This is a genomic window from Kitasatospora sp. NPDC001683 (assembly GCF_053596495.1).
In genome coordinates this window covers 1-24,721 of record NZ_JBSFGK010000075.1, presented here as the reverse complement: position 1 = coordinate 24,721, position 24,721 = coordinate 1, and the positions used below count along the sequence as shown (strand labels likewise).

At 71.9% G+C, this 24,721-nt stretch carries 22 protein-coding genes; 14 read left to right on the top strand and 8 right to left on the bottom strand.

What is annotated here, in order from left to right; genetic code table 11:
• Positions 1–78 precede the first annotated feature (78 nt).
• Positions 79–894 (top strand): LLM class flavin-dependent oxidoreductase, encoded by an 816-nt coding sequence (locus ACWCYO_RS30705; protein ID WP_270147548.1) that lies wholly within the window; start codon positions 79–81, stop codon positions 892–894.
• The gene (locus ACWCYO_RS30700; RefSeq protein ID WP_449786025.1) at positions 891–1,328 is read left to right on the top strand and encodes a nucleoside deaminase; all 438 of its coding nucleotides are present in this window, start codon (positions 891–893) and stop codon (positions 1,326–1,328) included. Before ACWCYO_RS30705 ends, ACWCYO_RS30700 begins: the two co-directional genes overlap by 4 nt.
• Positions 1,329–1,422: 94 nt before the next feature.
• On the opposite strand, the gene ACWCYO_RS30695 is transcribed toward ACWCYO_RS30700, so the two are convergent.
• Both ACWCYO_RS30695 and ACWCYO_RS30690 read right to left on the bottom strand, forming a co-directional pair.
• The gene (locus ACWCYO_RS30695) at positions 1,423–3,507 is read right to left on the bottom strand and encodes a transglycosylase domain-containing protein (RefSeq protein ID WP_449786024.1); all 2,085 of its coding nucleotides are present in this window, start codon (positions 3,505–3,507) and stop codon (positions 1,423–1,425) included.
• A 372-nt stretch (positions 3,508–3,879) separates the two neighbouring features.
• A complete protein-coding gene (locus tag ACWCYO_RS30690) occupies positions 3,880–4,026 on the bottom strand; it encodes a DUF6191 domain-containing protein (RefSeq protein WP_405000723.1) in 147 nt (48 codons plus the stop codon).
• Here ACWCYO_RS30690 and ACWCYO_RS30685 point away from each other — a divergent pair.
• Complete coding sequence (locus ACWCYO_RS30685; protein WP_449786023.1) at positions 4,003–5,178, top strand: hypothetical protein; 1,176 nt, start codon at positions 4,003–4,005, stop codon at positions 5,176–5,178. The genes ACWCYO_RS30690 and ACWCYO_RS30685 overlap by 24 nt on opposite strands.
• Positions 5,179–5,342: 164 nt before the next feature.
• On the top strand, positions 5,343–8,876 hold the full coding sequence (dnaE, locus tag ACWCYO_RS30680; RefSeq protein WP_270147555.1) for a DNA polymerase III subunit alpha: 3,534 nt from the start codon (positions 5,343–5,345) through the stop codon (positions 8,874–8,876).
• A 50-nt stretch (positions 8,877–8,926) separates the two neighbouring features.
• Here the strand turns inward: dnaE and ACWCYO_RS30675 are convergent, their stop codons facing one another.
• Positions 8,927–9,814, bottom strand: a complete 888-nt coding sequence (locus ACWCYO_RS30675; protein ID WP_449786022.1) for a LysR family transcriptional regulator — start codon at positions 9,812–9,814, stop codon at positions 8,927–8,929.
• A gap of 72 nt (positions 9,815–9,886) precedes the next feature.
• Between ACWCYO_RS30675 and ACWCYO_RS30670 the strand changes: the two genes are divergently transcribed.
• The 6 genes from ACWCYO_RS30670 (at position 9,887) to ACWCYO_RS30645 (ending at position 16,201) form a co-directional block, all read left to right on the top strand.
• A complete protein-coding gene (locus ACWCYO_RS30670) occupies positions 9,887–10,789 on the top strand; it encodes a dihydrodipicolinate synthase family protein (RefSeq protein ID WP_270147560.1) in 903 nt (300 codons plus the stop codon).
• Positions 10,790–10,901: 112 nt separating this feature from the next.
• Positions 10,902–11,930, top strand: a complete 1,029-nt coding sequence (locus ACWCYO_RS30665; protein ID WP_270147562.1) for an aspartate-semialdehyde dehydrogenase — start codon at positions 10,902–10,904, stop codon at positions 11,928–11,930.
• Positions 11,931–12,172: 242 nt separating this feature from the next.
• Positions 12,173–13,450 (top strand): NYN domain-containing protein, encoded by a 1,278-nt coding sequence (locus ACWCYO_RS30660; RefSeq protein WP_449786021.1) that lies wholly within the window; start codon positions 12,173–12,175, stop codon positions 13,448–13,450.
• A 95-nt stretch (positions 13,451–13,545) separates the two neighbouring features.
• Positions 13,546–14,544: an ABC transporter ATP-binding protein gene (locus ACWCYO_RS30655; RefSeq protein ID WP_270147565.1), complete on the top strand. Its 999-nt coding sequence runs from the start codon at positions 13,546–13,548 to the stop codon at positions 14,542–14,544.
• The gene (locus ACWCYO_RS30650; RefSeq protein ID WP_270147566.1) at positions 14,541–15,350 is read left to right on the top strand and encodes an ABC transporter permease; all 810 of its coding nucleotides are present in this window, start codon (positions 14,541–14,543) and stop codon (positions 15,348–15,350) included. The genes ACWCYO_RS30655 and ACWCYO_RS30650 overlap by 4 nt, the downstream gene beginning before the upstream one ends.
• A gap of 86 nt (positions 15,351–15,436) precedes the next feature.
• Positions 15,437–16,201 carry a hypothetical protein gene (locus ACWCYO_RS30645; RefSeq protein WP_449786020.1) on the top strand — a complete coding sequence of 255 codons (765 nt, stop codon included), beginning with the start codon at positions 15,437–15,439 and terminating at the stop codon, positions 16,199–16,201.
• 121 nt (positions 16,202–16,322) lie between these two features.
• On the opposite strand, the gene ybaK is transcribed toward ACWCYO_RS30645, so the two are convergent.
• The 4 genes from ybaK to ACWCYO_RS30625 form a co-directional block, all read right to left on the bottom strand.
• A complete protein-coding gene (ybaK, locus tag ACWCYO_RS30640; RefSeq protein ID WP_270147571.1) occupies positions 16,323–16,817 on the bottom strand; it encodes a Cys-tRNA(Pro) deacylase in 495 nt (164 codons plus the stop codon).
• Positions 16,818–16,882: 65 nt separating this feature from the next.
• Entirely contained in the window at positions 16,883–17,611 is a 729-nt protein-coding gene (locus ACWCYO_RS30635) for an LON peptidase substrate-binding domain-containing protein (RefSeq protein ID WP_270147573.1), read from the bottom strand.
• Positions 17,612–17,771: 160 nt separating this feature from the next.
• Positions 17,772–18,608 (bottom strand): hypothetical protein, encoded by an 837-nt coding sequence (locus ACWCYO_RS30630; RefSeq protein ID WP_449786019.1) that lies wholly within the window; start codon positions 18,606–18,608, stop codon positions 17,772–17,774.
• Positions 18,609–18,848: 240 nt separating this feature from the next.
• A complete protein-coding gene (locus ACWCYO_RS30625) occupies positions 18,849–20,195 on the bottom strand; it encodes a tetratricopeptide repeat protein (RefSeq protein ID WP_449786018.1) in 1,347 nt (448 codons plus the stop codon).
• A 264-nt stretch (positions 20,196–20,459) separates the two neighbouring features.
• On the opposite strand from ACWCYO_RS30625, the gene ACWCYO_RS30620 reads away from it, so the two are divergent.
• The 3 genes from ACWCYO_RS30620 to ACWCYO_RS30610 are packed head-to-tail and all read left to right on the top strand — an operon-like array spanning position 20,460 to position 22,153.
• The gene (locus tag ACWCYO_RS30620; RefSeq protein WP_449786017.1) at positions 20,460–20,951 is read left to right on the top strand and encodes an ATP-binding protein; all 492 of its coding nucleotides are present in this window, start codon (positions 20,460–20,462) and stop codon (positions 20,949–20,951) included.
• A 42-nt stretch (positions 20,952–20,993) separates the two neighbouring features.
• Positions 20,994–21,677, top strand: a complete 684-nt coding sequence (locus tag ACWCYO_RS30615) for a phytanoyl-CoA dioxygenase family protein (RefSeq protein ID WP_449786016.1) — start codon at positions 20,994–20,996, stop codon at positions 21,675–21,677.
• A gap of 44 nt (positions 21,678–21,721) precedes the next feature.
• Complete coding sequence (locus ACWCYO_RS30610; RefSeq protein WP_449786015.1) at positions 21,722–22,153, top strand: hypothetical protein; 432 nt, start codon at positions 21,722–21,724, stop codon at positions 22,151–22,153.
• A 54-nt stretch (positions 22,154–22,207) separates the two neighbouring features.
• Here the strand turns inward: ACWCYO_RS30610 and ACWCYO_RS30605 are convergent, their stop codons facing one another.
• Entirely contained in the window at positions 22,208–23,452 is a 1,245-nt protein-coding gene (locus ACWCYO_RS30605; protein ID WP_270147581.1) for an MFS transporter, read from the bottom strand.
• Between the two features lie 215 nt (positions 23,453–23,667).
• Between ACWCYO_RS30605 and ACWCYO_RS30600 the strand changes: the two genes are divergently transcribed.
• Entirely contained in the window at positions 23,668–24,477 is an 810-nt protein-coding gene (locus ACWCYO_RS30600) for a protein kinase domain-containing protein (RefSeq protein ID WP_449786014.1), read from the top strand.
• Positions 24,478–24,721 lie beyond the last annotated feature (244 nt).

Genomic DNA, 24,721 nt, shown 5'->3' with positions numbered 1-24,721 from the left:
GGAGATTCGCGGCGAGGCGCGGCTCACGCCGGGAGGATCGGGTTCCGTGCGGGATGTGCCCGGGAATAGCCTCGGGGCATGCAACTTGGCGTCAACGTACCGAACTTCGGGCCCGGTACCGATCCCGGCGTGCTGCGCGACTGGGCGCGGGTGGTGGAGGGCCTGGGGTTCGACCTGCTGATGGTGTCGGATCACGTCGCCGTGACGGCGGACGTGGCCGAGCGCTACCCGGAACCGTTCTACGACCCCTTCACGACGCTGTCCTGGCTGGCGGGGGTGGGCGACGGGCGGCTTCGGCTGGGCACGACGGTGCTGGTGCTGCCGTACCGGAACCCGCTGCTGGTGGCGCGGATGGCGAGCACCCTGCACCGGCTCAGCGGCGGGCGGTTCGTGCTCGGCGTCGGAGTGGGCTGGGCGCGGCAGGAGTTCGAGGCGCTCGGGGTGCCGTTCGGCGCGCGGGGGCGACTGACGGACGAGTACCTGGGGGCGGTCCGGGCGGCCTGGGCCGAGCAGGGCGAGGGCGCCGCCGCGCCGGTGTGGGTCGGCGGGCACAGCGAGGCGGCGATCCGACGGGCGGTCGCGTTCGGTGACGCCTGGCACCCGCTGCGGCTGCCGGTGGCGCGGATGCGGTCGGTGCTGGAGAACCATGCCCTGCCCGGGTTCGCGCCGCGGATCGCACTTCGGTTGACGGACGGGGCGCCGGACGGCCCGGACCGGCCCGCCGGGGTCGGGAACCTCCAACAGGTGGTGGCTGACCTGCGGGAACTGCGCGGGCTCGGCGCGGAGGCCGTGGTGCTGGACCCGTACCACGCGGACCCGGAGGAGACCCGGCGGCCCGAGACCGCCTGGCGGGCCCTGGCGGCGGTCGCCGAGGCGTGGAGGAGGACGGCGTGATCACGACTGCCGACGAGGCGCTGCTGCGGCGCGCGATCGGGATCGCGGCGCGGGCCGTGGAACTCGGCGACGCACCGTACGGCTCGCTGCTGGCCGGACCGGACGGGACGGTGCTGGCCGAGGCGCACAACACCGTCCGGCGCGACGACGACATCACGGCGCACCCGGAGCTGAAGCTCGCCCGCTGGGCCGCCCGGGTGCTGGACGAGGGGGCGGCCGCCCGGGCCACCCTCTACACCAGCTGCCAGCCCTGCGGCATGTGCGCGGGGGCGCTGGTCCGCTCGGGGATCGGGCGGGTGGTGTACGCGCTCGCGACCGAGCAACTGGTCGAGCTCAACCCGGCCTCGGGGGCCTGGCCGGTGGTGGCACAGGACGGACCGGCGCTGTTCGAGGAGGCGCGCGGGCCGATCGAGGCGTACTACCAAGGGGGTTGAGCCGGGCCGACGGGGCGCACGCGGGGACGCCCCGTCGGCTGCGCCCCGCCGGGCCGGTGCTCGGCGGGGCGAAGTGCTGCGGGGGTGGGTCCGGTCAGCGGTCGTCGGAGGGGGCGGTGCTCGGCGCGCCGGTGCCGGTCCCGGTGCTGCTCGGGTTGGGCTTGGGGGTCGGGTCGGGGATGTCGGCCATCGGCAGGGACTGCTTGGGCGTGCCGCGCAGGGCGTCGTTCATGGCGTCCCGCCAGATCGGCCCGGGGCCGGTGGCGCCGAACACCTCGGGGTAGTAGTCCCCGTTGATGTAGATGTCGCGCATCTCGACGCCGCCGGCTGGGCCGCCGAGCCAGACGGAGGTGGCCAGCTGCGGGGTGTAGCCGCTGAACCAGGCGGCCTTCTTGTGGTCCGAGGTGCCGGTCTTGCCGGCGATCTGCCGGCCGTCCTTCAGGTTGAGCGCGGCGCCGGTGCCCTTGTCTTCGGTCACGCCGTTCAGGACGGTGTTCATCGCCTGCGCCGTCTCGTCGGAGAGGATCTTCTCGCAGTGGCCGGCCGGGACGGGCAAGTCCTTGCCGTCCACGGTGGTGATCCTGCTGATGGCGACCGGGTCGCAGTGGGTGCCCTCGGCGGCGAAGGTCGCGTAGACGTTCGCCATGGTCAGCGGGCTCATCTCCTCGACGCCCAGGGCCATCGAGGGCACCTCCTCCAGTGGCTTGCCGCTGGCCTTGGTGGTGATGCCGAACTTGTTGGCCATCTGCTTGACCGCGCAGAGGCCGATCTCCTGCTCCATCTCCACGAAGTAGGTGTTCACCGAGAGGGCCATCGCCATCTTGAGCTGGTACGGGCCCTTCTCGTTCGCGGATTCGTTGGGCACCATCACCTTCGGCCGGGCCTCGTTGCGCCACGTCCCGTTGCAGGTCTTCATCGTCGGGTACGGCATCTGGTTCGGCGCGTCGTACTGCTGGGTCGGCGACAGGCCCGCCTCCAGGGCCGCGGCCGCGACGATCGGCTTGAAGGTGGAGCCGGGCTGGAAGCCGGTGCCGCCGCCCATCGACAGGTCGACGTTGAGGTTGACGACGGTCTGGTTCTTCTCCGTCACCAGGCCGTACGGGCGGGTCTGGGCCATGGCGAGGATCTTGCCGGTGCCGGGCTCGACCATGGTGGCGGCGGCGGAGACGCTGTCGGTGACCTTCACGTCGTTGCTCACCGCGTTCTGGGCGGCGGCCTGCTTGTCCGGGTCGAGGGTGGTGTAGATGTTCAGGCCGCCGGTGTCCCACAGCTTCTTGCGGTCGTCGGCGTTCTTGCCGAAGGCCGGGTCCTGCTTGACCACGTGGCGGACGTAGTCGCAGAAGAAGCCCATGCCGGCCTTGGCGGTGATGCAGCCGTTCTGCGGGTCCTTGTACTTCAGGCCCAGCGGGGCGGCCTTCGCCTCCTTCGCCTGGTCGGCGGTGATGTGCTTGTTCTCCAGCATCTTGTCGATGACGGTGTCCCGGCGCTTCTGCGCGGCCTGCGGGTGCAGCTTCGGGTCGTACTGGGTCGGGTTCTGGACCAGGCCGGCGAGGGTGGCGGCCTCGGCGATGGTCAGGTCCTTGTTGCTCTTGCTGAAGTAGCGCTGGGAGGCGGCCTCCACGCCGTACGCGCCGTTCCCGTAGTACGTGATGTTGAGGTAGTTGGTGAGGATCTGCTCCTTGGGCAGTTCCTCCTCCAGCCTGATCGCGACCTTGAGCTCCTGGATCTTGCGGCCCAGGGTCTTGCGCTGGGCCTCCAGGACGGCGTTCTTGTCTTCGCCGGCCTTCTCCACGTTGACGTTCTTCACGTACTGCTGGGTCAGGGTGGAGGCGCCCTGGGCGGCGGTGCCGCTCTCCGCGTTCTTGCTGAGTGCGCGCAGGACGCCCTTGAGGTCGACGGCGCCGTGCTCGTAGAAGCGGGCGTCCTCGATGTCGACCTGGGCGTGCCGCATGTACGGCGACATCTGGTCGGGAGTGAGGACGGTGCGGTCGCGCTCGTAGACCTTCGCGATCAGGCCGCCCTTGGCGTCGAAGATCTGGGTGGCCTGGGTGAGCGGCGGGGTCTTGAAGTCGTCGGGAATGTCGTCGAAGCCCTCCGCCGTGCTCTTGGCGGTCAGTCCGATGCCGCCGGCGACGGGCAGGGCGAGGCCCGCCAGCAGCACGCCGGACACGACGCTCACACCGATGAAGGTCGCGCCGAAGCGGACGAGCCGGAGCGGCGACCTGCGGGGAGGACGGGGATCGGTGGCGTCGGAGGAATTCACTATCGGACGGGGATTCGATTCCATTCCGGAATGCTAACCGTTGGTCCTCGCTGGGCGAACGATTTTTCGGGGCTTGTTGTCACGGGCGTGCAACAGGTTTCTCGGGCGGCTTTGGATTGGTCTGGTTGTATACGAACTTCACGAATGGGAAGAATTCTGAATTCTGCTGAATGTGCACTCCGTGAGGCCCCCCTCGAGTGCGCGCCCCTTCCCCCTCTGCGCTCCTGACATCCCTTTGATGCGGTGAGGGGGGCGAAAGGTTGCGCGTCTTCGGTGGAGCGGGTGGGCTCAGCGGGGTCGGGCGATGCGGGCGGTGCCGGCGTCCGGGTCGATGCCGGTGCGGGGTGGGGCGCCGGAGTGGTCGTCGTCGCGGAGGGTGAGCCGGGCCTGGGGTGCGGCACGATGGGGGGCGTGGGAGAGCGGAGATACGAGCACGCGCCGGCGGGGACGCTGGCGGGGTTGTTGCAGCGCGGGCGGGGCCTGGGTGCGGTGATGGCGGCGGAGGATCCGGGGGCGGCTGCCGAGTTGGTGTACGGCTGCGTCCGGTGGGAGTGGCGCTGGGATTCGCAGGTGGACGACCGCCACCTGTACCTGGCGAGGCTGATCCGGGACCTGGAGCTGCCGCTCGGGCCGGTGGTCGAGGTGCTGGCCGGTGGTGAGGACGCGTGCGGGCGGGCCGCCCGGGTGCTGGAGTTGCTGGCGCTCAGTGGATCGGTGGAGGCCCGGGAGGCGCTGCGGGCGTACATCCGGGACGGTGAGCACCGGTTCGACGTCCTGGAGTCGGTGGCGGAGGCCTGGCCGTGGGAGTGGTGGGGCGATCTGGAGGAGGTCGTCCGGGACCGGTCGAGCGGGGCGGAAGCCGAGCCGGCGGGTGTGGCTGAACAGCCGGATCCGATGGCCGAGTTGGCGAGCGGTGCGCTGTTGGAGCTGCTGGCCGACCCCGAGGAGCCGGATCGCCGGAAGGTCGGCGCACTGCGCGTGCTGTTCGGGCGGGAGCCGGAGGTTGGGATCGTCCCCCTCGTTCCGTCCCTGGGCACGGCCGATGGCGGGTATCCGCTGCCGCGGCTGCCCGGCGTGATCCGCAAGCTCGACGCCCTCGCGATGCCGGCCGCCCGGGAGTGGGCCGCCTCGAAGGCCCGCTGGCTGGCCTGGGAAGGCCTCGCGGTGCTGGCCGAGCACGGCGAGGAGCAGGACGTCCCGACGCTCGTCGCCGAGCTGGAGCAGGACTGGGTGGACCGGGTTTGGTGCGGCCCCGACCGCATGGCCCGTGGGCTGGCGCGGTTCGGCCCCGGGGCGGCCGAGGCGGTGTCGCTGCTGCGCCGGTTCTGGTTGTGGACGCCGCACTCGTACGAGCGGGCCGCGTACCTCGAGGCGCTGGCGGCGATGGGGTCGGCCGGGATGGATCAGGCGTACACGGAGTCGCTCTGGGACTGCGAGGCCGACGCGCGCCTCCTGGGGGTCGAGCACGCTCCTGATGGGCCCGAGGTGAGGCGGCGGCTGGCCTACCTCCGGGACGATCCGATCGAGGAGCCGGAGGTCAAGAACGCGGCCGAGGCGCGGCTGGCCGGCCTCGCCGATCCGGGGTGAGTCCCTCCGGGGTGAGGCGGGCTAGAGTGGACGCGTGAACGTGTGAGTGATGGTCCGGACCCCGTGAGGTGTTCCGGGCCACCTCCATTTCCAGGGGAATGCTCCTGTGACCTGCACGTTCGCCGGCCCACCAGATCAGCACCAGAGCCTCCGGAGGCCCCGCCTTGAGCGACCAGCCGTTCGCGCATCTGCACGTCCACACCGAGTACTCGATGCTGGACGGCGCCGCCCGGCTGAAGCAGATGTTCAAGGAGGTCGAGCGGCTGGGCCAGACCCACGTCGCGATGACCGACCACGGGAACATGTACGGCGCCGCCGAGTTCCACAGGCAGGCGACCGACGCGGGCATCACCCCGGTGATCGGCATCGAGGCGTACGTCGCCCCCGAGTCGCGCTCGAACACCAAGCGCATCCTGTGGGGCCAGCCGCACCAGAAGAAGGACGACGTCTCGGCGTCCGGCGCGTACACCCACAAGACCATCTGGGCCCGGAACAAGGAGGGCCTGCACAACCTCTTCAAGCTGACCTCGCGCTCCTACGCCGAGGGCTGGCTGGTGAAGTGGCCCCGGATGGACAAGGAGCTGATCTCCGAGCTGTCCGGCGGCCTGATGGCCACCACCGGCTGCCCCTCCGGCGAGGTGCAGACCCGGCTGCGCCTCGGCCAGTTCGACGAGGCCGTGAAGTCCGCCGCCGACTACCAGGACATCTTCGGCAAGGAGAACTACTTCCTGGAGCTGATGGACCACGGCCTCGAGATCGAGAAGCGGGTCCGCGACGGGCTGTTGGAGATCAGCAAGAAGCTGAACATCCCCCCGGTGGTCACCAACGACTCGCACTACACCACCGAGGCCGACGCCGGCGCCCACGACCTGCTGCTCTGCGTGCAGACCGGCAAGAACCTCTCGGACCCGGACCGCTTCCGCTTCGACGGCACCGGCTACTACATCAAGTCGGCCGCCGAGATGTACGCGCTGGACTCCTCGGACGCCTGGCAGGAGGGCTGCCGCAACAGCCAGCTGCTGGTCGCCTCCCGGGTCGACACCGAGGGCATGTTCAAGTTCAAGAACCTGATGCCCCGCTTCCCCATCCCGGAGGGCTTCGAGTCCGAGGCGGACTTCTTCAAGTCCAAGGTCTGGGAGGGCATGGACTGGCGCTTCCCGGGCGGGTACGACGAGGAGCACAAGAAGCTCGCCGAGTACGAGATGGACACCATCATCCAGATGGGGTTCCCGGCGTACTTCCTCGTGGTCGCCGACTTCATCATGTGGGCCAAGAGCCAGGGCATCGCGGTGGGCCCGGGCCGTGGCTCGGCGGCCGGTTCGCTGGTCGCGTACGCGATGGGCATCACCGACCTCGACCCGATCCCGCACGGCCTGATCTTCGAGCGCTTCCTCAACCCCGAGCGCATCTCGATGCCCGATGTCGACATCGACTTCGACGAGCGCCGGCGCGGTGACGTGATCCGCTACGTGACCGAGAAGTGGGGATCCGACAAGGTCGCCATGATCGTCACGTACGGCACCATCAAGGCGAAGGCCGCCATCAAGGACTCCTCCCGGGTCCTCGGCTACCCGTACGCGATGGGCGACCGGATCACCAAGGCGATGCCGCCGGACGTCATGGGCAAGGGCATCCCGCTGTCCGGCATCACGGACCCGAGCCACCCGCGGTACGGCGAGGCGGGCGAGATCCGCGGGCTGTACGAGACCGACCCGGACGTCAAGAAGGTCATCGACACCGCGCGCGGCATCGAGGGCCTGATCCGTCAGCCCGGCGTGCACGCGGCCGGCGTCATCATGTCCGCCGAGCCGCTGACCGACCACATCCCGGTCTGGACCCGGCACACCGACGGCGTCACCATCACGCAGTTCGACTACCCCACCTGTGAGGGCCTCGGCCTCCTCAAGATGGACTTCCTCGGCCTGCGCAACCTGACGATCATGGACGACGCCGTCAAGGCGATCGAGAAGAACAAGGGCATCAAGATCAACCTGCTTGATCTGCCCCTGGACGACAAGCCGACCTACGAGCTGCTGGCGCGTGGTGACACGCTGGGCGTCTTCCAGCTCGACGGTGGGCCGATGCGCTCGCTGCTGCGGCTGATGAAGCCCGACAACTTCGAGGACATCTCGGCCGTTCTGGCCCTGTACCGGCCCGGTCCGATGGGCGTCAACTCCCATACGAACTACGCGCTGCGCAAGAACGGGCAGCAGGAGATCACCCCGATCCACCCGGAGCTGGAGAAGCCCCTGGAGGAGGTGCTCCGGCCCACCTACGGCCTGATCGTGTACCAGGAGCAGGTGCAGAAGGCCGCGCAGATCCTGGCCGGCTACTCGCTCGGCCAGGCAGACCTGCTGCGCCGCGCGATGGGCAAGAAGAAGAAGGAGATCCTGGAGGCGGAGTTCGTCCCCTTCCAGAAGGGCTGCCGCGAGCGCGGCTACTCCGACGAGGCCATCCAGGCGGTGTGGGACGTCCTCGTCCCCTTCTCCGGCTACGCGTTCAACAAGGCGCACACCGCCGGGTACGGGCTGGTCTCGTACTGGACGGCGTACCTCAAGGCGAACTACCCGGCCGAGTACATGTCCGGCCTGCTGACCTCGGTGAAGGACGACAAGGACAAGTCGGCGGTCTACCTCAACGAGTGCCGCAAGATGGGCATCCAGGTGCTGCCGCCGGACGTCAACGAGTCCGACTCCGACTTCACGCCGCACGGCAGCGACACCGTCCGGTTCGGGCTCACCGCCATCCGCAACGTCGGTGGGCCGGTCGTCGAGTCGATGATCCGGACGCGAAAGGCGAAGGGGAAGTTCGCCTCCTTCCCGGACTTCCTGGACAAGGTGGAGTCGGTGGTCTGCAACAAGCGGACCGTCGAATCGCTGATCAAGGCAGGGGCGTTCGACTCGCTCGGGCACACCCGCAAGGGCCTGAGCGCCCAGTTCGAGCCGATGATCGACAACGTCGTCGGGGTGAAGCGGAAGGAGGCCGAGGGGCAGTTCGACCTCTTCGGCGGCGACGCCACCTCGGACGAGCCCGGCTTCGGGCTGGACGTCGTCTTCTCCGAGGAGGAGTGGGAGAAGTCCTTCCTGCTCGCCCAGGAGCGGGAGATGCTCGGCCTGTACGTCTCCTCGCACCCGCTGCACGGCATCGAGCACGTGCTCGCCGACAAGTCGGACTGCGCGGTCGCCGACCTCGCGGAACGACCGGACGGCACGATCGTCACCATCGGCGGCATCATCTCGGGCCTCCAGCGGAAGATGACCAAGCAGGGCAACGCCTGGGCGATCGCGACGGTGGAGGACCTGGCGGGCTCCATCGACTGCATGTTCTTCCCGGCCAGCTACCAGCTGGTCTCCTCCCAACTGGTCGAGGACGCCGTGGTGTTCGTGCGCGGCAAGCTCGACAAGCGGGAGGACGTGCCGCGGCTGATGGGCATGGAGCTGTCCGTCCCGGACCTGTCGAACGCGCACGCCGAGGCGCCGATCACCATCAACATCCCGAGCGGGAAGGTCACCCCGCCGCTGGTGGCCCGGCTCAGCGAGGTGCTGACCCACCACAAGGGCACCACCGAGGTGCGGGTGCGGCTGGAGGGCCGCAACAAGACGACGGTGCTGCGGCTGGACCGGCACCGGGTGAAGTCGGACCCGGCGCTGTTCGGGGACCTGAAACAGCTGCTCGGGCCGAGCTGTCTGGCCGGCTAGAGCGGGGAGCCGAGGCCCGGGGTGCGTACGCGTCCCGGGCCTTCGCGTGTTCAGGCGCCGCTGCCGAGGCCCGGGGGGACGGCCGTGTGGAGGGCCGAGACGAAGGCGGAGATGGCCGGGTGGGAGCCCGCGCCGGCGCGGAAGGCGGCGCGGGTGCGGCGGTACATGGGCAGGCGGGTGAGGACGACGCCCGGCGGGGGCTGGGCGGTGCCGAGGTGGGGGACCAGGGCGACGCCCTGACCAGCGGCGACCAGGGCGAGCACCGTGGTGAAGTCGTCGATCTGGTGCCGGATCCGGGGCGCGAAGCCCGCCGCCTCGCAGGCCCGGACGGCCATGGTGTGGCACAGGGTGCCGGGCGGGGACATGATCCACGGCGCGCCGCGCTGCTCGGCGACCGTCCCCGGGGCGCGGGCGGCCAGGTACATCGGCTCGGTGAAGACCGGGCGGGTCACCGCGAGGCCCGGCTCCGGGTCGGCCGGGACGAGGTCGTACTCGTGGACCAGCGCCACGTCCAGCTCGCCCGCGCGCAGCGCCGCGCCGACGGCCGCCGGGTCGACCTCGGTGACCATCGGCTCCAGCCCCGGGTGCCAGGCGGCCAGGCCACCGAGCGCCGCCGGGATGATCGCGCGGGCCGCCGAGGGGTAGGTGCCGATCCGCAGTGGCCCGGCCAATCCCCGCCTGGCGTGGGCGAGTTCGGCGCCCGCCTGCTCCAGCAGGGCGAGCACGGCCTCGGCGTGGCGGACCAGGCCCAGCCCGGCCGGGGTTAGGGTGACCCGCCGCCCGGTGCGCTCCAGCAGCGGGACGCCGGCCTCCTTCTCCAGGACGGACAGCTGCTGCGACACCGCCGAAGGGCTGAAGGACAGCGCCTCGGCGACGGCCGCGATGGTGCCGAGGTGGGCGAGTTCGCGCAGCAGGCGCAGGCGTCGGACGTCGAGCATCGGCTCAGCTTACGAGAAGCGTCGGAAATGTGAACTGGACCTGGGCGATCGGCGGGCCGCAGGATCATTGGCATGGAACTCAGGAGCCTGGAACTCGAGGGCATCTACATCCCGCTGATCACCCCCTTCGCCGCCGACGGCAGCGTCGCGCTCGACGCGCTGGAGAAGCTCGCGCACGAGGTCCTGGACGCCGGGGCGGCCGGCCTGGTCGCGCTCGGCACCACCGGTGAGCCCGCCGCGCTGACCGCCGAGGAGCGGGACGCGGTGGTGGACGTCACCGCGGCCGCCTGCGCCGAGCGCGGGGCGCAGCTGATCGTCGGCGCCTCCGGCGGCGACACCAGGGCCGTCGGCGAGGCGCTGGCCGCGCTCGGCGCGCGGGTGCCGCGGGCGGCGGCGCTGGTCACCACACCGGCTTTCGTCCGGGCGGGCGAGGCCGGGACGGTCGCGCACTTCCGGGCGCTGGCCGCGAGCAGCCCGCTGCCGCTGGTCGTCTACCACATCCCGTACCGCACCGGACAGCAGCTCTCCACCGCCGCGCTGCGCGAACTGGCCGCGATCGAGGGCGTGGTGGGCGTCAAGTACGCGACCGGCGGGCTGGACCAGACGGCCGCCGAACTGCTCGCCGACACCCCGGCCGGGTTCGCGGTGATGACCGGCGAGGACGCGTTCCTGGCGCCGATGCTGGCGCTCGGCGCGGCCGGCGGCATCCTGGCCTCCGCGCACCTGGCGACCGGCCGGTTCGTGGAGCTGTACCAGGCCTGGCGGGCCGGGGACGTCGAGCGGGCCCGGGCGCTCGGGCATCGGCTGACCGGCCTGGCGCTGTCGGCCTTCACGGCGCCGAACCCGGCGGTGACCAAGGGCGTGCTGCACGCCCAGGGCCGGATCCCGACCCCGGACGTGCGGCTGCCGCTGCTGCCGGCCGGGGAGGCGGAGGTCGCGGCCGCCCTGGCCCTCGCGAGTGGTCTGGACCAGTAGGGCCGTCCGGGGGCCCTCTCACACCGTGGAACAGCAGCTCGTACGACGCCCGTGACAAGGCATGATGGGCAGAGTGCGGCTGTAGACAGCACCATCCAGAGGAGTAGTCGGAATGAAGATCGGCATTGTCGGGGCCACCGGCCAGGTCGGCGGCGTGGTCCGCGAGATCCTGGCTGAGCGCAACTTCCCGGTGGAGCAGCTGCGGCTGTTCGCCTCGGCCCGCTCGGCCGGGCGCACGCTGCCCTGGCAGGGCACCGAGGTCCCCGTCGAGGACGCCGCCACGGCCGACTACACCGGCCTGGACATCGTGATCTTCTCGGCCGGCGGCTCCACCTCCAAGGCCCTGGCCCCCAAGGTCGCCGCCGCCGGTGCCGTCGTCATCGACAACTCCTCCGCCTGGCGCCGCGACCCCGAGGTCCCGCTGGTCGTCTCCGAGGTCAACCCGGAGGCCATCGCCGACCGACCCAAGGGCATCATCGCCAACCCGAACTGCACCACCATGGCCGCCATGCCCGTGCTGCGCCCGCTGCACGAGGAGGCGGGCCTCGCCGCCCTGGTCGTCTCCACCTACCAGGCCGTCTCCGGCAGCGGCGTGGCCGGCGTGGCCGAGCTGCAGGACCAGGCCGCCAAGGTCGTGGACGGCGCCGCCGGGCTCGCCCACGACGGCTCCGCCGTCGAGTTCCCCGAGCCCAAGGTCTACCAGCGGCCGATCGCCTTCAACGTGGTGCCGCTGGCCGGCTCCATCGTCGAGGACGGCTCGAACGAGACCGACGAGGAGCAGAAGCTGCGCCACGAGAGCCGCAAGATCCTCGGAATCCCCGCTCTCAAGGTCGCCGGCACCTGCGTGCGCGTCCCGGTCTTCTCCGGCCACTCGCTGCAGATCAACGCCCGCTTCGAGCGCCCGATCAGCCCCGAGCGGGCCGTCGAACTGCTCACCGGCGCCCCCGGCGTCGAGCTGTCCGAGATCCCCACCCCGCTGCAGGCGGCCGGCCGGGACCCGAGCTACGTCGGCCGCATCCGGGTCGACGAGACCGTGGAGAACGGCCTTTCGCTGTTCGTCTCCAACGACAACCTGCGCAAGGGCGCCGCGCTCAACGCCGTCCAGCTGGCCGAGTTGGTGGCCGAGGAGCTCAACGGCTGACGCCGCGTGTGACGTTTGGCGGGCCCCGTCGTTGAACGGGGCCCGCCTTCGTGTTTCTTTGCGACTCGTTGGGGCGGCTGTTGCGGGACCGGGACATCCCCCGAGGTTCGGGCCGCGAACCATGGGGAAGAGGTGACCCAACGATCGGGCGGTCACGGGGGCCCCTCACCCCGAACGTTCGGCCGACGGGCAGATCGCCTACCCAGACCGACCTCCGAGGGCGAGCGGAAAGAGGTGCGCAGATGGACCGCTGTGTCGTCCTGGTGGACGCCGGATACCTGTTGGGCGCCGCCGCCAGCCTGCTCGCCGGGGACCCCTCCCGCTCCAAGGTCACCGTCGACCACGCCGCGCTGATCAGCGCCCTGCGGGAACGCGCCGAGGCTGAGACCGGGCTGCCGCTGCTGCGGATCTACTGGTTCGACGCGGCCCCCGACCGCCGCCCGATGCCCGAACACCGGCGGCTGCGCGTCCTGCCCCGGGTCACCGTACGGCTGGGCGCCCTCACCCGGGCCGAGGGGCGCTGGGTGCAGAAGGGCGTGGACGCCGCGATGCACGCCGAACTCTCCGAGCTCGCCCGCAACCGGGCCTGCGCCGATGTCGTGCTGATCACCGGCGACGGCGACCTGCTGCCCGGGATGATGACCGCCAAGGAACACGGCGTGGCCGTGCACCTGTGGGCGTTGCAGGCCGCCGACGGGGACTTCAACCAGTCCGAGGACCTGGTCGGCGAGGCCGACGAACGGCGGGTGCTGGACCGCGAGTGGATCGAGGGGTCCTTCTCGCTGCGGGACCACTCTCCGGTGTTCCCCGCCCCCGGGACGGGCGGCGCCCGCCAGGAGATCGCCAAGATCCTCTCCGCCCCGCCGGCCCCCCTGCCCAGCGTGGTGCCCCCGGGCGTCCGGCCGGCCGCCGCGGCGGTGCCCGAGGAGCCCGCCGCGCACGGGCGGCCGCAGCCGGCCGCGGCGCTGCGGGTGGTGCCCACCCCGAAGGACCTCGCCGGGCGGGTCTCGGCCGTCACCCCGATCACCCCGGCGGCGGGCCTGCCCGCCAACGGGAACGCGGCGGGCGGGCCGGTGGCCAACGGGCACGCGCCCGGCGGCCCGGTACTGCGCTGGTCCTCCGACCGCGGCTGGGTCGACCGGCCCGCGCCCGAGCCCTCCGTCACCGCCGGGGACGGCCTGCCGACCCTGGCCCAGCTGACCACCGCCGAACAGCGCTGGGCCGACCGGGAGGAGGACATCACCACCATCGGCGGCGACGCCCACGAGGTCGGGCAGGTCTTCGCCCGGCGCTGGAGCGAGCGGCTCGGCGACCTCGAACGGCTCACCGTGCTCTGGCCCGACTACCCGCGCATCCCGCACCGGGTCGACGGCGAGCTGCTGCGCTACGCGGCCCGCTTCGGGCTGCTCGCGCACAAGGACGACCAGATCGACGAACACGACCGCTACGCCATCCGGGCCGGGTTCTGGAAGGAACTCGCGGCCCGGGTGCCGGGCGGGTCGATGGTGGTGGACGACTGACCGCTGCCCACGGCCCCGGCTGACCGCTGACCGGGTCCCCGGCGATCGGCCCCCGTTGTCCGGTTCGCCCGTGTGAGCGCGTAAAGTCTCCGGTCGTGAACGAGACGGCCGGGCCAGCACCCCAGGACACCCCGCCGTGCGTCGCCGTACGCGACCTGGTCAGGACCTACCGCAGCGGGCGCGGCGCCGCCGCCACCCGGATCCGGGCCAACGACGGGATCAGCCTGACCGTCCGCCAGGGCGAGATCTTCGGGCTGCTCGGGCCCAACGGCGCCGGGAAGTCCACCCTGGTCCGCCAGCTCACCGGCCTGCTGCGGCCGGACTCCGGGACGGTCGAACTGCTCGGGCACGACATCGTCCGCCATCCCGAGCGGGCCGCCCGGCTGCTCGGCTACCTCGGGCAGGAATCCACCGCGCTGGACGAGCTGACCGTCGCGCTGGCCGCCGAGACCACCGGGCGACTGCGCGGGCTCAGCCGCTCCGCGGCGCGTTCCGCGGCGGCGGACGTCCTCACCGAGCTCGGGCTGGAGCCGATCGCCGCGCGGCCGCTCGCCAAACTGTCCGGCGGACAGCGGCGGCTCGCCTGCTTCGCGGCCACCCTGGTCGGGGAACGGCCGCTGCTCGTCCTGGACGAACCGACCACCGGCATGGACCCGGTCGCCCGGCGGGCCGTCTGGTCGGCCGTCGACCGGCGGCGGGCCGACCACGGCACGACGGTGCTGCTGGTCACCCACAACGTGATCGAGGCCGAGACCGTCCTCGACCGGGTCGCCGTGGTGGACGAGGGCCGGGTCATCGCGTGCGACACCCCCGGCGGGCTCAAGGCCCTCGTGGACGGCGACGTCCGGCTCGACCTGGTCTGGCGGGACGAGGCGCCGACCGGCGTCCCCGCCGTCGCCGAACTCGCCGAACGGGCCGAACGCACCGGGCGCCGCTGGACCGTCCGCACCACCCCCGAGCAGGCCCGCGAACTGGTCGCCGCCGTCACCAGCGGCCCGGCCTTCGCCGCCCTCGACGACTTCACCCTCGCCACCCCGAGCCTCGAGGACGCCTACCTCAAGCTGGGCGGCCGCCACGGAGGACTGGCCAAATGACGCTGCTCTCGGTGCCCCCGCAGACCCGTCGGTCCGCCGTTCCCCCCGCCCCGCTCGCCCCCGCGGCGCGGCTGCTGCCCGCGCTCGCCGCCGTGTACCGGGCACAGCTCGCCCGGGCCAAGGTGGCGCGCATCCCGCTGCTGTTCGTGGCCACCTTCCAGTCCGTCGGCATCCTGGTGATGATGCGGGGCGTCGTGGACGCCGGGCAGAGCTCGGCGGCGCGGTCCGTGGTCGCCGGGTCCAGCGTGCTGGTGGTGGCGTTCGTCGCGCTCAACCTGCTGGCCCAGTACTTCGGCAAGCTGCGGGCCACCGGAGGCCTCGACCACTACGCGACGCTCCCGGTGCCCGCCGCCTCGGTGGTGCTCGGCGCGGCCGCCGCGTACGCCTCCTTCACCCTGCCCGGGACGGTCGTCACGGCCGGCATCGGCGCGGTGATGTTCGGACTGCCGCTGGGGCAGCTGTGGGTGCTGCTCGCCGTCGTGCCGCTCGCCGGGGCCGCGCTGTCCGGGCTCGGCGCGGCCTGCGGGCTGCTGGCGCCGCGGCAGGAGATCGCGACCATGCTCGGGCAACTCGGCATGTCGGCGGCCCTGCTGCTCGGCGTGCTGCCCGTCGACCACCTGCCGCAGCCGGTGCTGTGGCTGCGCGACCTGCTGCCCTCGACCTACGGGGTCGAGGCCTTCGCGCGGACCTTCGCGCCCCACCCGGACTGGGGGATGGTGCTCGCCGACCTCGGGGTGTGCGCGGCGGTCGGCGTGGTGTCGCTGGCCCTGGCCACCTGGGCCTACCGGCGGGCGGTCGCGCGGTAGGGGGCTGTCGGGCGCTCGGGCGGCCGTTCGGGTGGGTGTTCGGGTGGGTGGGCCGTTCGGGCGACCGTCGTGAAACGATGGGGCCTGTGACCGTACCGAACACGCCTCCGGAACCCGCCCGCGCCGACGTGCCGGCCGAGCCGGGAGCCGTACCCGACCCGTTCGCACCGCCGCCGGTCTCCGCGGAGGAGCCACCGGCCGGTCTGCCGCCGGCTCCGCCGGTCGCGGAGCACCCGCTGCCGGACGAGCTGAAGATCGGGTCCGGGGTCGTGCTCGCCTGCCTGCTGGTCGGACTGGTGATGGCCGGGCTGTGGGCCTGGCTCGCGCCCAAGGTGCCGCTGGTCGTGGACGGGGACCGGATCCTCTACGTCGACCCCGAAGGGGAGCAGCGGGCCGGGGCCGACGCCGTGTTCGTGCTGATCGGGCTCGGCGCGGGCGTCCTCACGGCGCTCGGGGCCTTCCTGGTGACCCGCAAGCGCGGCGGCGGGATCTCGGTCGCGCTGGGGCTGGCGATCGGCGGACTGCTCGGCTCGATCGGGGCCTGGAAGCTCGGGCGCTGGCTCGGGCCCAGCGACAACCTGATCGGGGAGGCCCGGCGGGTCGGCAACGGCGGGCACTTCGACGCGAGCATCGACCTGGGGGCGCTGGGAGCGCTGCTGGTGTGGCCGATGGCGGCGATGGTGGTGCTGCTGGCGCTGTCGGCGGCGTTCGGGAAGCGGGAGGAGGACCCGCCGCCGTACTGGGGGGTGCCGGCGGGGACGTACGGGCCTCCTGCGGGTCCTCCTGCGGAGGGGGCTCCGGCTCCGGTGGACGGGCCGGTGCGGGGGGCTGAGGAGCGGGAGCAGGGCTGAGTCTCATGGGTGGGCTGGAAGGCCGGCGGCCGGGTGCGGGCCGGGGCCTTCCGCTCCGCGCGGTTCCCCGCGCCCCTGTCCTGTCGCTTTCGGGGCGCGGGGATTTTGGGTTGGAGGCGTCTCAGCGGGCGATGGGGGCGGTGTGGGCCTGGGTGAGGGTGATGAGGTCGGTGGGGGTCAGTTCCACCTCGAGGCCGCGGCGGCCCGCTGAGACGTAGACGGTGGGGTGGGTGAGCGCGCTGGCGTCGATCACGGTCCGGAGCGGGCGGCGCTGGCCCAGGGGGGAGATGCCGCCGCGGACGTAGCCGCTGCTGCGTTCGGCGGCGGCCGGGTCGGCCATGGCGGCGCGCTTGCCGCCGACGGCGGCGGCCAGCGCCTTGAGGTCGAGTTGGCCGGCGACCGGGACCACGCCGACGGTGAGGGTGCCGTCCACGTCGGCGACCAGGGTCTTGAAGACGCGTTCGGGGGCCACGCCGAGGGCCTCGGCGGCCTCGCCGCCGTAGGAGGCGGCGGCCGGGTCGTGGTCGTAGGCGTGGACGGTGAAGGGGACGGCGGCGGTCTCCAGGGCGACGGTGGCCGGGGTGCCCTGGCCGCCCTTCTTGGGCTTCTTGGCCATGCGGGGGTCCTGGGTCGGTCGGGGCTTCGGTTCGGGGCTTCGGCTCGGGGCTTCGGTTCGGGGCTTCAGTTGGGGCTGAAGGACTGGCGGGTGAGGTCGACCGCGGGCAGCGAGGGCAGCCAGCTGAGCACGGCGCTCTCGCGGCGCAGCAGGTCGAGTTCGGTGCGCAGCCGCTGGGCGGTGTCGGGGCAGGCGAGCAGCTGCTGCTTGACCGGGGTCTCGAACACCGAGGCGGCGGCGACCAGGTAGGAGAGCACCTGGGGGTCGTCGGGGAGCTGCTGGCGGCCGTGGGTGGTGGCTTCGCGGGCGCCGGCCAGGCGCTTCTGGTAGACCCGGAAGGCCCGCTCGACCTCGGCGGCGAGGGCGCCGGAGCCCTCACCGGGGCGTTCCTCGATCGGCTCGATCTCACCGGTCAGGTACGGACCGGTGACGTCCACGGAGCGCAGCCAGAACCGGGTGGTTCCGGTGACCAGCAGCTCGTAGCGGCCGTCGGGCTGGGGCTGGGCGGAGGAGAGGTCGGCGACGCAGCCGATGTGGAACATCGCCTCCAGCGGGTCCCCGGTGACGGTGCCGAGCCCGTCGAGCGGGCCGGCCGGGCCGTCCTCGGGCCGGACCGGGGCGACCTCGCGGCCGTCCTTGATGGCGAGCACGCCGAAGCGGCGCGGCTCGTCCTCGGGCCGTTCGAGCAGGTCGGCGACGAGACGGCGGTAGCGCTCCTCGAAGACGTTCAGGGGCAGCACGAGGCCCGGGTAGAGCACGGTGTTCAGCGGGAAGAGCGGTAGCCGTTCTGTCACGGCCGACAGCGTAGTTGCCCGGGGCCCGACCTTGTCGCCCGGTTATCGCCCCGCACCCGATCAGCGGACAGCACGGGACCGGCCGACGGGCTCAGCCGCGCTGGAAAGCGATCCGATCTCGCTGTCTACCTGAGCGCCGGTTCCGTGGCTGGGGCCGCATTCATGCGGTGGCGGACACGCCACGCCCGCGCAGGGCCGCGCGGGCACGGGCGGCGCCGCCGGGTGTGGCGGCGGCGCCGATGCCGATCGCGAGGGTCCTGGTGCCGCCGAGGCCCGCACAGGGGCGGCAGATGCCGGGTCGGGGCACCGGGTCGTGGCACTTGGCGCACTCTGCGGGTGGGGCCTGAGGTGCTCGGACGGGTGGCATCTTGCGTCGGAGGCGGTCGCGCAGGAGGGCCACCGGGGAGTGCACGGGCGTGGGCAGGGCGGGGAGCAGGGCTTGGGCCAACTCGGCCGCCGAACTGCCCCGCTCCAGCCACTGGGCGACGAGGGGCGCCAGTTGCCGCGCCTCGGCCTCGCCGAGGCGCAACCGCGGCTCGGGCCGGATCGCGCGGAAGAGCGCTGCCACCGCCGCGCCGGTCTGCTCGACCCGTTGCGTCAACTGGGCAGGGAGGGTGGGTACTTCTTCCGGTTCCTTTACGGGAGGGGTGACAGCGCGGCCGGTGCCCCGCTCACCGGCGGCCGGCTGGGGGACAGCCGGTGCGGACTGGGGCGTGTCGAACACATGGGCCTCGGAGCGCACGGTGCCGTTCGGCAGCCGGAACGTGTCGACGCGGTAGTACCCGGCGTCCTTCAGCTCCTTGAGCGCCCGGCGGATGGCGCCTCGCCCCTGCGGGCTGGTGTCGGCCATGTGCCGCCCGTCCTCGCGCCAACCGTCGGGGCGGGAGAGGAGATCGGCGAGGAGGCCGCGCGCGGTGAAGCTGAGGCGACGGTCCTGGAGGAGGCCGTTCGGAAGTACGGTGAAACAGCGCGCGTGGGCGCTACGATGAATCTGCATTGGGAGTGTCAGCTCCTGTGCCGGACCCCGGGGTGTTCCACCACCGCCGGGGTCAACTGTGTTCTGTTGATGATGCGGAAAGTAGCACATTCGCTACTGGGAGTGCGGAGCATTTGTGAAATCCGCAGCCGGAAGGGTTGTTGAGTGCGAGGCCGTGGTGGCGCCACCAAGGTCCCGCCCTTGACATCGGGGGCAAGGCTTCGCGGCGAGCGCTGACAATTATGGAGTCCGTGTCGCTGGTCAGATCCGGCGGCCGGTTGCCATGGGGTGGGCGCGTTCAAGGAGTTCGCGCACATGGGGGTTGCGGCGGTGCGGCCGGGTCGCGGAGAGCATCGTGCGGAAGCGGTCGTCGGCCCGGCCGGACTGGACGTGGGGGAAATCGTCCAGGGCGAGATTCCAGTTGTGCACAGCTTCCTCCAGCCGGCCGGCTTCGAGCTGCCATTCGGCGAGCATCGAGCGGTGACGGACGCGGGCCCGTCGGTACACGGTGGGCCGGACCTTCTCGGAGTGCAGGAGCGCGCGGATCGCGCCTTCACGGTCACCGAGCTCGTAGTTGACCTGGGAGACGTGGTAGGAGAGCGAGGACGGGTCGTAGGAGCCGTGGGCCTTCGCCTTGGACTCGGCCTGCTCCATGGCGACTTCGGCCGCACGGAGCATGGCGAGCGCTCCGGCGCGATCGCCGGTCCGGGCGAGGGCGTGGGCCTGCTGGCCGGCGAGGAAGGCGCGCATCCGCGGTCCTGCCTCGGGTGAGGCGGCCGCGGCGGCGTTCGCGTACCGCAGGGCAGGGGCGCCGTGGCCGAGTTCCACGGCCTGGACGCTCATGCCGCGCAGGGTGGTGCAGTAGGTGAGGTGGTCGCCGGCGGCCAGGGCGAGCTCCAATGCCTTGGTGTAGTAGCTCTGACCGAGCAGGTCCAGGCGCTCGTCCACGGCCATGTAGCCGGTCAGATACAGGTGATCGGCCGCAGCGGAGAGCATCGCCTTGCGCACCTCGTCGGAGGCGGTGGCCTTGAGGTACGGGGCGATGTTGTTGACCATGAACGCGGCGGCCATCGGGCGGGCGGTCCGGCCGCCGAACTGGTCGTCCAGTTCGCTGATCCGCTCGGTCATGGCGATCACGGACTGGACCTCGGCCATGCCGATCCTGGTGTGCGGATCGGCCTTCAGCCGCTCGAACCGCCCGACGACGTCCGGCCAGCCGGGGATGGTGAGGGCGACCGAATACAGGCCCGCCCCGAGTACGCCCCTGCGCGATGGGTCCATGTCCATGCTCCCGAGGTCGATCAGTCCAGCCACCGTATCCGTGGACTGGGGCTGAACGTCAGGGCGATCGGCGAAGCCTGCCTCGAACGCGGTGACGGGCCGCCCGAGCCGACGGGTCAGGGCCTCCAGGACGACCTTCTGGTATTTGGTCATGGGGCGGGTGCCCGAGACCCAGTGTGAGACGGCGGACTCGTCGTACTTGAGCTTGTATCCGACCTCAGTGCCGGTCCGGTTGACCGCGCGGGCGAACTCGCCGTTACTCGCCCACCGGCACTCTTCGATCAGCGCGGCGAGCTTGCCATTGGGTGTCCGTTCACGTGTTGACATCGCCGCCCCCAGGCCGGGTTTCAAGGGTTTCAAGCGTCAGGGGTGTCTCTACCGTGTTCACGCCGAGCACATGCCTGTTGACTCATTGTCAGGCCGAACGCGAGCCCCGCAAGACGGGGTTGCTTCGGCTCCGCGATCGGCGGTACCGCCCACCTGCTCGTCCATTCCCAGATGGCCGGTGCCGCTCTCCAGGCCAGTGCCGAAGGGTGCCCCACCGTGGTCATGCATTCCCATGTCTTCTTTCTGACCAGAGATCCGCTTTCCGTGCCCGTCGCCCGCCGCAGGGTGCGGACCCGCATCGCCAGCTGGGGTGTCCTGCTCGATGAGGACGCGCGGCTCGCATTGGACACGGTCACCTCCGAGCTGGTGACCAACGCCGTGCAGCACTCCGACCGGTCGATGTTCACCGTTGCCGTCTACGTGAGCGTCCGGCTGCGGCGGGCCCTGGTCGAGGTCTACGACGGCTCGATCGTGCTGCCCAGGCGCCGCTGGGCCGGTGCGGACGCGGAGAGCGGTCGGGGGCTGGAGCTGGTCGAGTGCCTGGCCCTGGCCCACGGGGCCGAGCGGACTGAGCGGGGCAAGCGGGTCTGGGCGGAGCTGGCGCTGCCCGAGCAGCCGGTGACTCGGCGGCAGGTCCTCGCTGGGCCGCGCCGAGCGGTCCGGGCCGTCGTGAATGCGATCGGCCGCCGTGGCCGGCCGCCGATACAGGCTCCGTACTGCCCCGGCAGCACCCGTCCCGCCGTTCCGGCTCGCTAGGCAGGAACCCCCGTCAGGAAGGGATCAGATCCAGTGACCAGCATGACCAGGACCAACGGCGTTCTCGGCCGCCGCGGGCTGCGGACCGGCGTCGAATGGTCGACCCCCGGTGCCGCCCGTGCGCGCGCCGCCCGGCTCGTCGCCGAACACCGTGCCCAGCAGCGGGAGATTATCCGTAACCCGCACCTGAGTGCCGCGTGGGCCCGCGCTGCCGTGCGCGCCCCGCAGCTGCTGGCCGCCGTCCACGAGGCCATTGGTTCGGACGTCGCGGTGGAGAACACCTTCCTCGTGGTGAAGTGGCCCAGCCGCACCTTCGAGATCCCCTGGCACCAGGACGGCATCGACGCCCGGCTCGAACTGGACCCCGACCGCTCGGTCTCCGCCTGGCTGGCCCTCAGCGACGCCACCGTGAGCAACGGCTGCCTGCACGCCGTACCCGGCTCCCATCACTTCGGCTACCTGCCGTTCGCCCCGGAGGACGAGCACGGCGCCGAACGCGGCCGAGCCGACCAGGCCAGCGGGTTCAACTCCGACAAGACCACCGCCTTTCCCCTGCGTGCCGGCACCGCCCTGCTCATGGACAGCCGTTTGCTGCACCGCTCCGGCACCAACTCCAGCGACGGCGCCCGCGTCGGCCTGAACGTCCGCTATGTCGCCCCCGGCGGCATCCGCCGCCGCGACCCCCAGAGCCCCAGCCCCGACCCGGTCACCGGGACGGGCTGGTAGCACCACCCAAGGGATCAACACCCCATCGAGAGGAGCACAACACCGTGACCATCCTCGAAGAGATCGCCACCCGCGAGGACCTGGTGACCCGGGTCCGCGTCCTGACCGGGGAGGACGCCGACGCGGCCCGCCGCGCCGACAAGACCCCGATCGCCAAGTCCGACTGCACCTACTACTGCCCCGACGCGGCCACCGCCGAGCGGTGCATCCAGTCCCTGCGCGAGTCCGACGAGCGCCTGCGCAACCGCCCCGAGGAGCTCATGCTCTGGGACTGGCAGTGCACCTACTGGGAGGCCGAGGCCGGCAACCCCAACGGCGGAGGCACCGTCCTCCTCGGCGTCGCCTGGTACGACCAGAAGTTCTTCGACGACCGGCGCGACGCCTGGTTCGGCGCCATGCACCAGCGGATCTACCAGCAGCTCGGCATCCAGCTGGAGGACATCACCGTCACCCACTGGCAGCTGATCGCCAGCTGACCTGAGCAGTACCAGCACACCGGCCGGGCCCCGCGCCGCGGGGCCCGGCTCGGCTCAGTCGCGGGCCGCCAGCTCCGGAACCGGCTCGACCTCTGGCAGCGGCCGGCGGCCCCGTGCCAGGGCGAGCACCAGCACGGCACCCGCCCAGCCGACCACCGTCACCACCAGGCCGCCGACCAGGAATGCGACCCTCGGGCCGGTGGCGGCCAGCGCCGGGACGAACAGCATCGAGACCGTCCCGCAGGTGCGGATCACGGTCAGGTCCACCGTCAGCAGCCGCCTGCGGGCGGCCGGAGGGAACAGTGCGAAGTGCGTGGACAGCGCGATCTGCAGGAACGGCGACACCGCCCCCGACAGGACGGACAGTGTCAGCAGCACCGGCAGCGACCCGGCCAGCCCGGTGGCCGCCAGCACCAGCCCGGACACCGCCCACGCCGCGCAGTACACCGCCGTCAGCGGCGCCGGCAGCCGCACGTTCCCTGCCGCCAGGTTCCCGGCCAGGGCCCCGGCGCCGGTACAGGCCAGCACCGCCGCGTAGGCAGAAGCCCCGGCGTCGAGGTGGGCAGCCAGCAGCGCGGGCATCGCCAGAGACACCGCCCCGGCGAAGATCCCGATCCCGTGCACGGCCAGCACCACACCGGTATCCGGATGGGTCCGCACCAGCGACCAGGCACCTGGCTGCGTCCCCGCCGGCTGCAGCCCGGCCTGCGGAGCGGCAGCACCCGGCCGGACGCTGGCGGCCAGCAGCACCAGGGCGAGCGCCGAGACGGCGAACGTCGCCGCGTCCACCCAGAACAGCCCGGCCAGCGGCATCACCGCCAGCAGCAGCCCGGCCGCCCCCGGCCCGGCGACGCGCGAGATCCGGCCGGTCAGGTCCATCAGCCCGCTGACGGCCTGGACCTCGTCCGGCCTGACCAGGTCCGGCACCATCGCGCCGAGGTTCGGGTCGAACAGGGCCCCGCCCACCCCCAGCAGAGCGGCCGAGGTGATCAGCCCCACCGTGCCGAACTCGGCCCACGCCCACGGCAGCGCGGCCACCAGGACCAGCCGGACCGCGTCCACCACCGCCAGAGCCAGCAGCGACGCGAACCAGTCCATTACCCGGCGTCCCAGCGTGCCCAGCACGACGTACGGCAGCGACTCGGCGACGGCCACCAGGCCCATTACCCCGGCGCCCGCGTGCTCCCACGCCATCCACATCACGGCCATCGCGTACAGCCGGTCGCCGAACACCGACGTTGTCTGCGCTCCCCACAGCAGGAGCACAGGTCCACGACGCAGCAACCGCACGTATCGCATGATCCACTCCGCCCCAGGAAGCACGAAGTCCCGGCAGCGAGCCGCCACCGGGAACTCCCCACACCCTAGGGCAACTTGAGGACTGTCCGGCGCAGGCGCCCCGAGCACGGCATCCAGCCGTCAGCTGCCACACCCACCACTCGCCCCCGGCCTCGAACTCCGGCAGGCTGACCATCAGAACACCAGCCGAAGAAAGCCATCCCGGAAGGACTTCTGTGCACCCCCTGATCACCGAGCTCGGCCTGGACGGCGACCCGAAGCTCCTGCACGAGCGACGCGGCACCACCTTCTTCAAGGTCGGCGACACCGCGTTGAAGATCACCGATGGCCTGATGGCTGGCCGCGAAGGTGAAGTCCTGGCCGTCCTCCGCGCCGATCACTACATCGCCCACGGCACCCACGGCACCCACGGCCAAGGCACCTGGCTGACCATGCGGTGGATCGACGGCACAAGCCTCTGGGACACCCTGGAACCCGCCCACCGCGGCGACGACACACCCGCCATCCGACGCTCGATCCTGACGGCCGCAGCCGAGGCCGCCGAAGCACTTGCCGACCTCCACGCCGCCGGTTGGACCCACGGAGACCTCCAACCCGACCACGTCGTCTTCGAGCACGACGCCGTACGAATCATCGACCTGGCCTGCGCCCAAGGCCCTGTCGCCCTACCGTTCTACGTCCACCGCGGCGGCCTGGCCCACACCACCGCCCCCGAGATCGCCACCCTGATCCTCGACACTACCGACCACATCACCACCACCCCCGAGGCAGACGTCTGGTCACTGGCCGCCTCCCTGTTCTGGTCCTGGACCCGCACCCCGCCGACCGACTACCGCGACCCGGACAGCGGCCGGTCCGAGCTCCTCGCCGACATTGCCGCCTGCCGCCCCCGAGAGCTCGCGGCTGTCCGGCCCTGGTCGTTCCCGCATTTCGAAGACGCTGTGCTCGCTGGCCTCACTCATGACCCTGAGCGGCGGCCGTCAGCTGCGGTTCTGGCCCAATCCTTTCGCTCCGCGAACGCGTAGGCCGCGACAACCGCTGGGTTGACGTTCCAGTTCGAGGGTGCTCGGCCCGCCTCATCACGACCCCGCTAGTTCCCGCTTCGCCGCCCCGCCGGATACGTCCGGCGGGGCGGCGAAACCGGTTGATCCCAACAACCTTGGCCGGGGCCGCTGTTGCCTTCACGGTTCTTGGAAAGGGTGGACCGGGCGCATGGCCTCCCGGGTGAGACCGGAGACCTCGCCGAAGTGCGGGTCGGAGTCGACCGAG

Coding starts and splice junctions, on each gene's coding strand:
- ACWCYO_RS30670 (WP_270147560.1), top strand. CDS start 9,887: ATGGAACTCAGGAGCCTGGAACTCGAGGGCATCTACATCCCGCTGATC.
- ACWCYO_RS30650 (WP_270147566.1), top strand. CDS start 14,541: ATGACGCTGCTCTCGGTGCCCCCGCAGACCCGTCGGTCCGCCGTTCCC.
- ACWCYO_RS30615 (WP_449786016.1), top strand. CDS start 20,994: ATGACCAGGACCAACGGCGTTCTCGGCCGCCGCGGGCTGCGGACCGGC.
- ACWCYO_RS30630 (WP_449786019.1), bottom strand. CDS start 18,608: ATGCAGATTCATCGTAGCGCCCACGCGCGCTGTTTCACCGTACTTCCG.
- ACWCYO_RS30675 (WP_449786022.1), bottom strand. CDS start 9,814: ATGCTCGACGTCCGACGCCTGCGCCTGCTGCGCGAACTCGCCCACCTC.
- ACWCYO_RS30625 (WP_449786018.1), bottom strand. CDS start 20,195: ATGTCAACACGTGAACGGACACCCAATGGCAAGCTCGCCGCGCTGATC.
- ACWCYO_RS30665 (WP_270147562.1), top strand. CDS start 10,902: ATGAAGATCGGCATTGTCGGGGCCACCGGCCAGGTCGGCGGCGTGGTC.
- ybaK (WP_270147571.1), bottom strand. CDS start 16,817: ATGGCCAAGAAGCCCAAGAAGGGCGGCCAGGGCACCCCGGCCACCGTC.
- ACWCYO_RS30705 (WP_270147548.1), top strand. CDS start 79: ATGCAACTTGGCGTCAACGTACCGAACTTCGGGCCCGGTACCGATCCC.
- ACWCYO_RS30605 (WP_270147581.1), bottom strand. CDS start 23,452: ATGCGATACGTGCGGTTGCTGCGTCGTGGACCTGTGCTCCTGCTGTGG.
- ACWCYO_RS30660 (WP_449786021.1), top strand. CDS start 12,173: ATGGACCGCTGTGTCGTCCTGGTGGACGCCGGATACCTGTTGGGCGCC.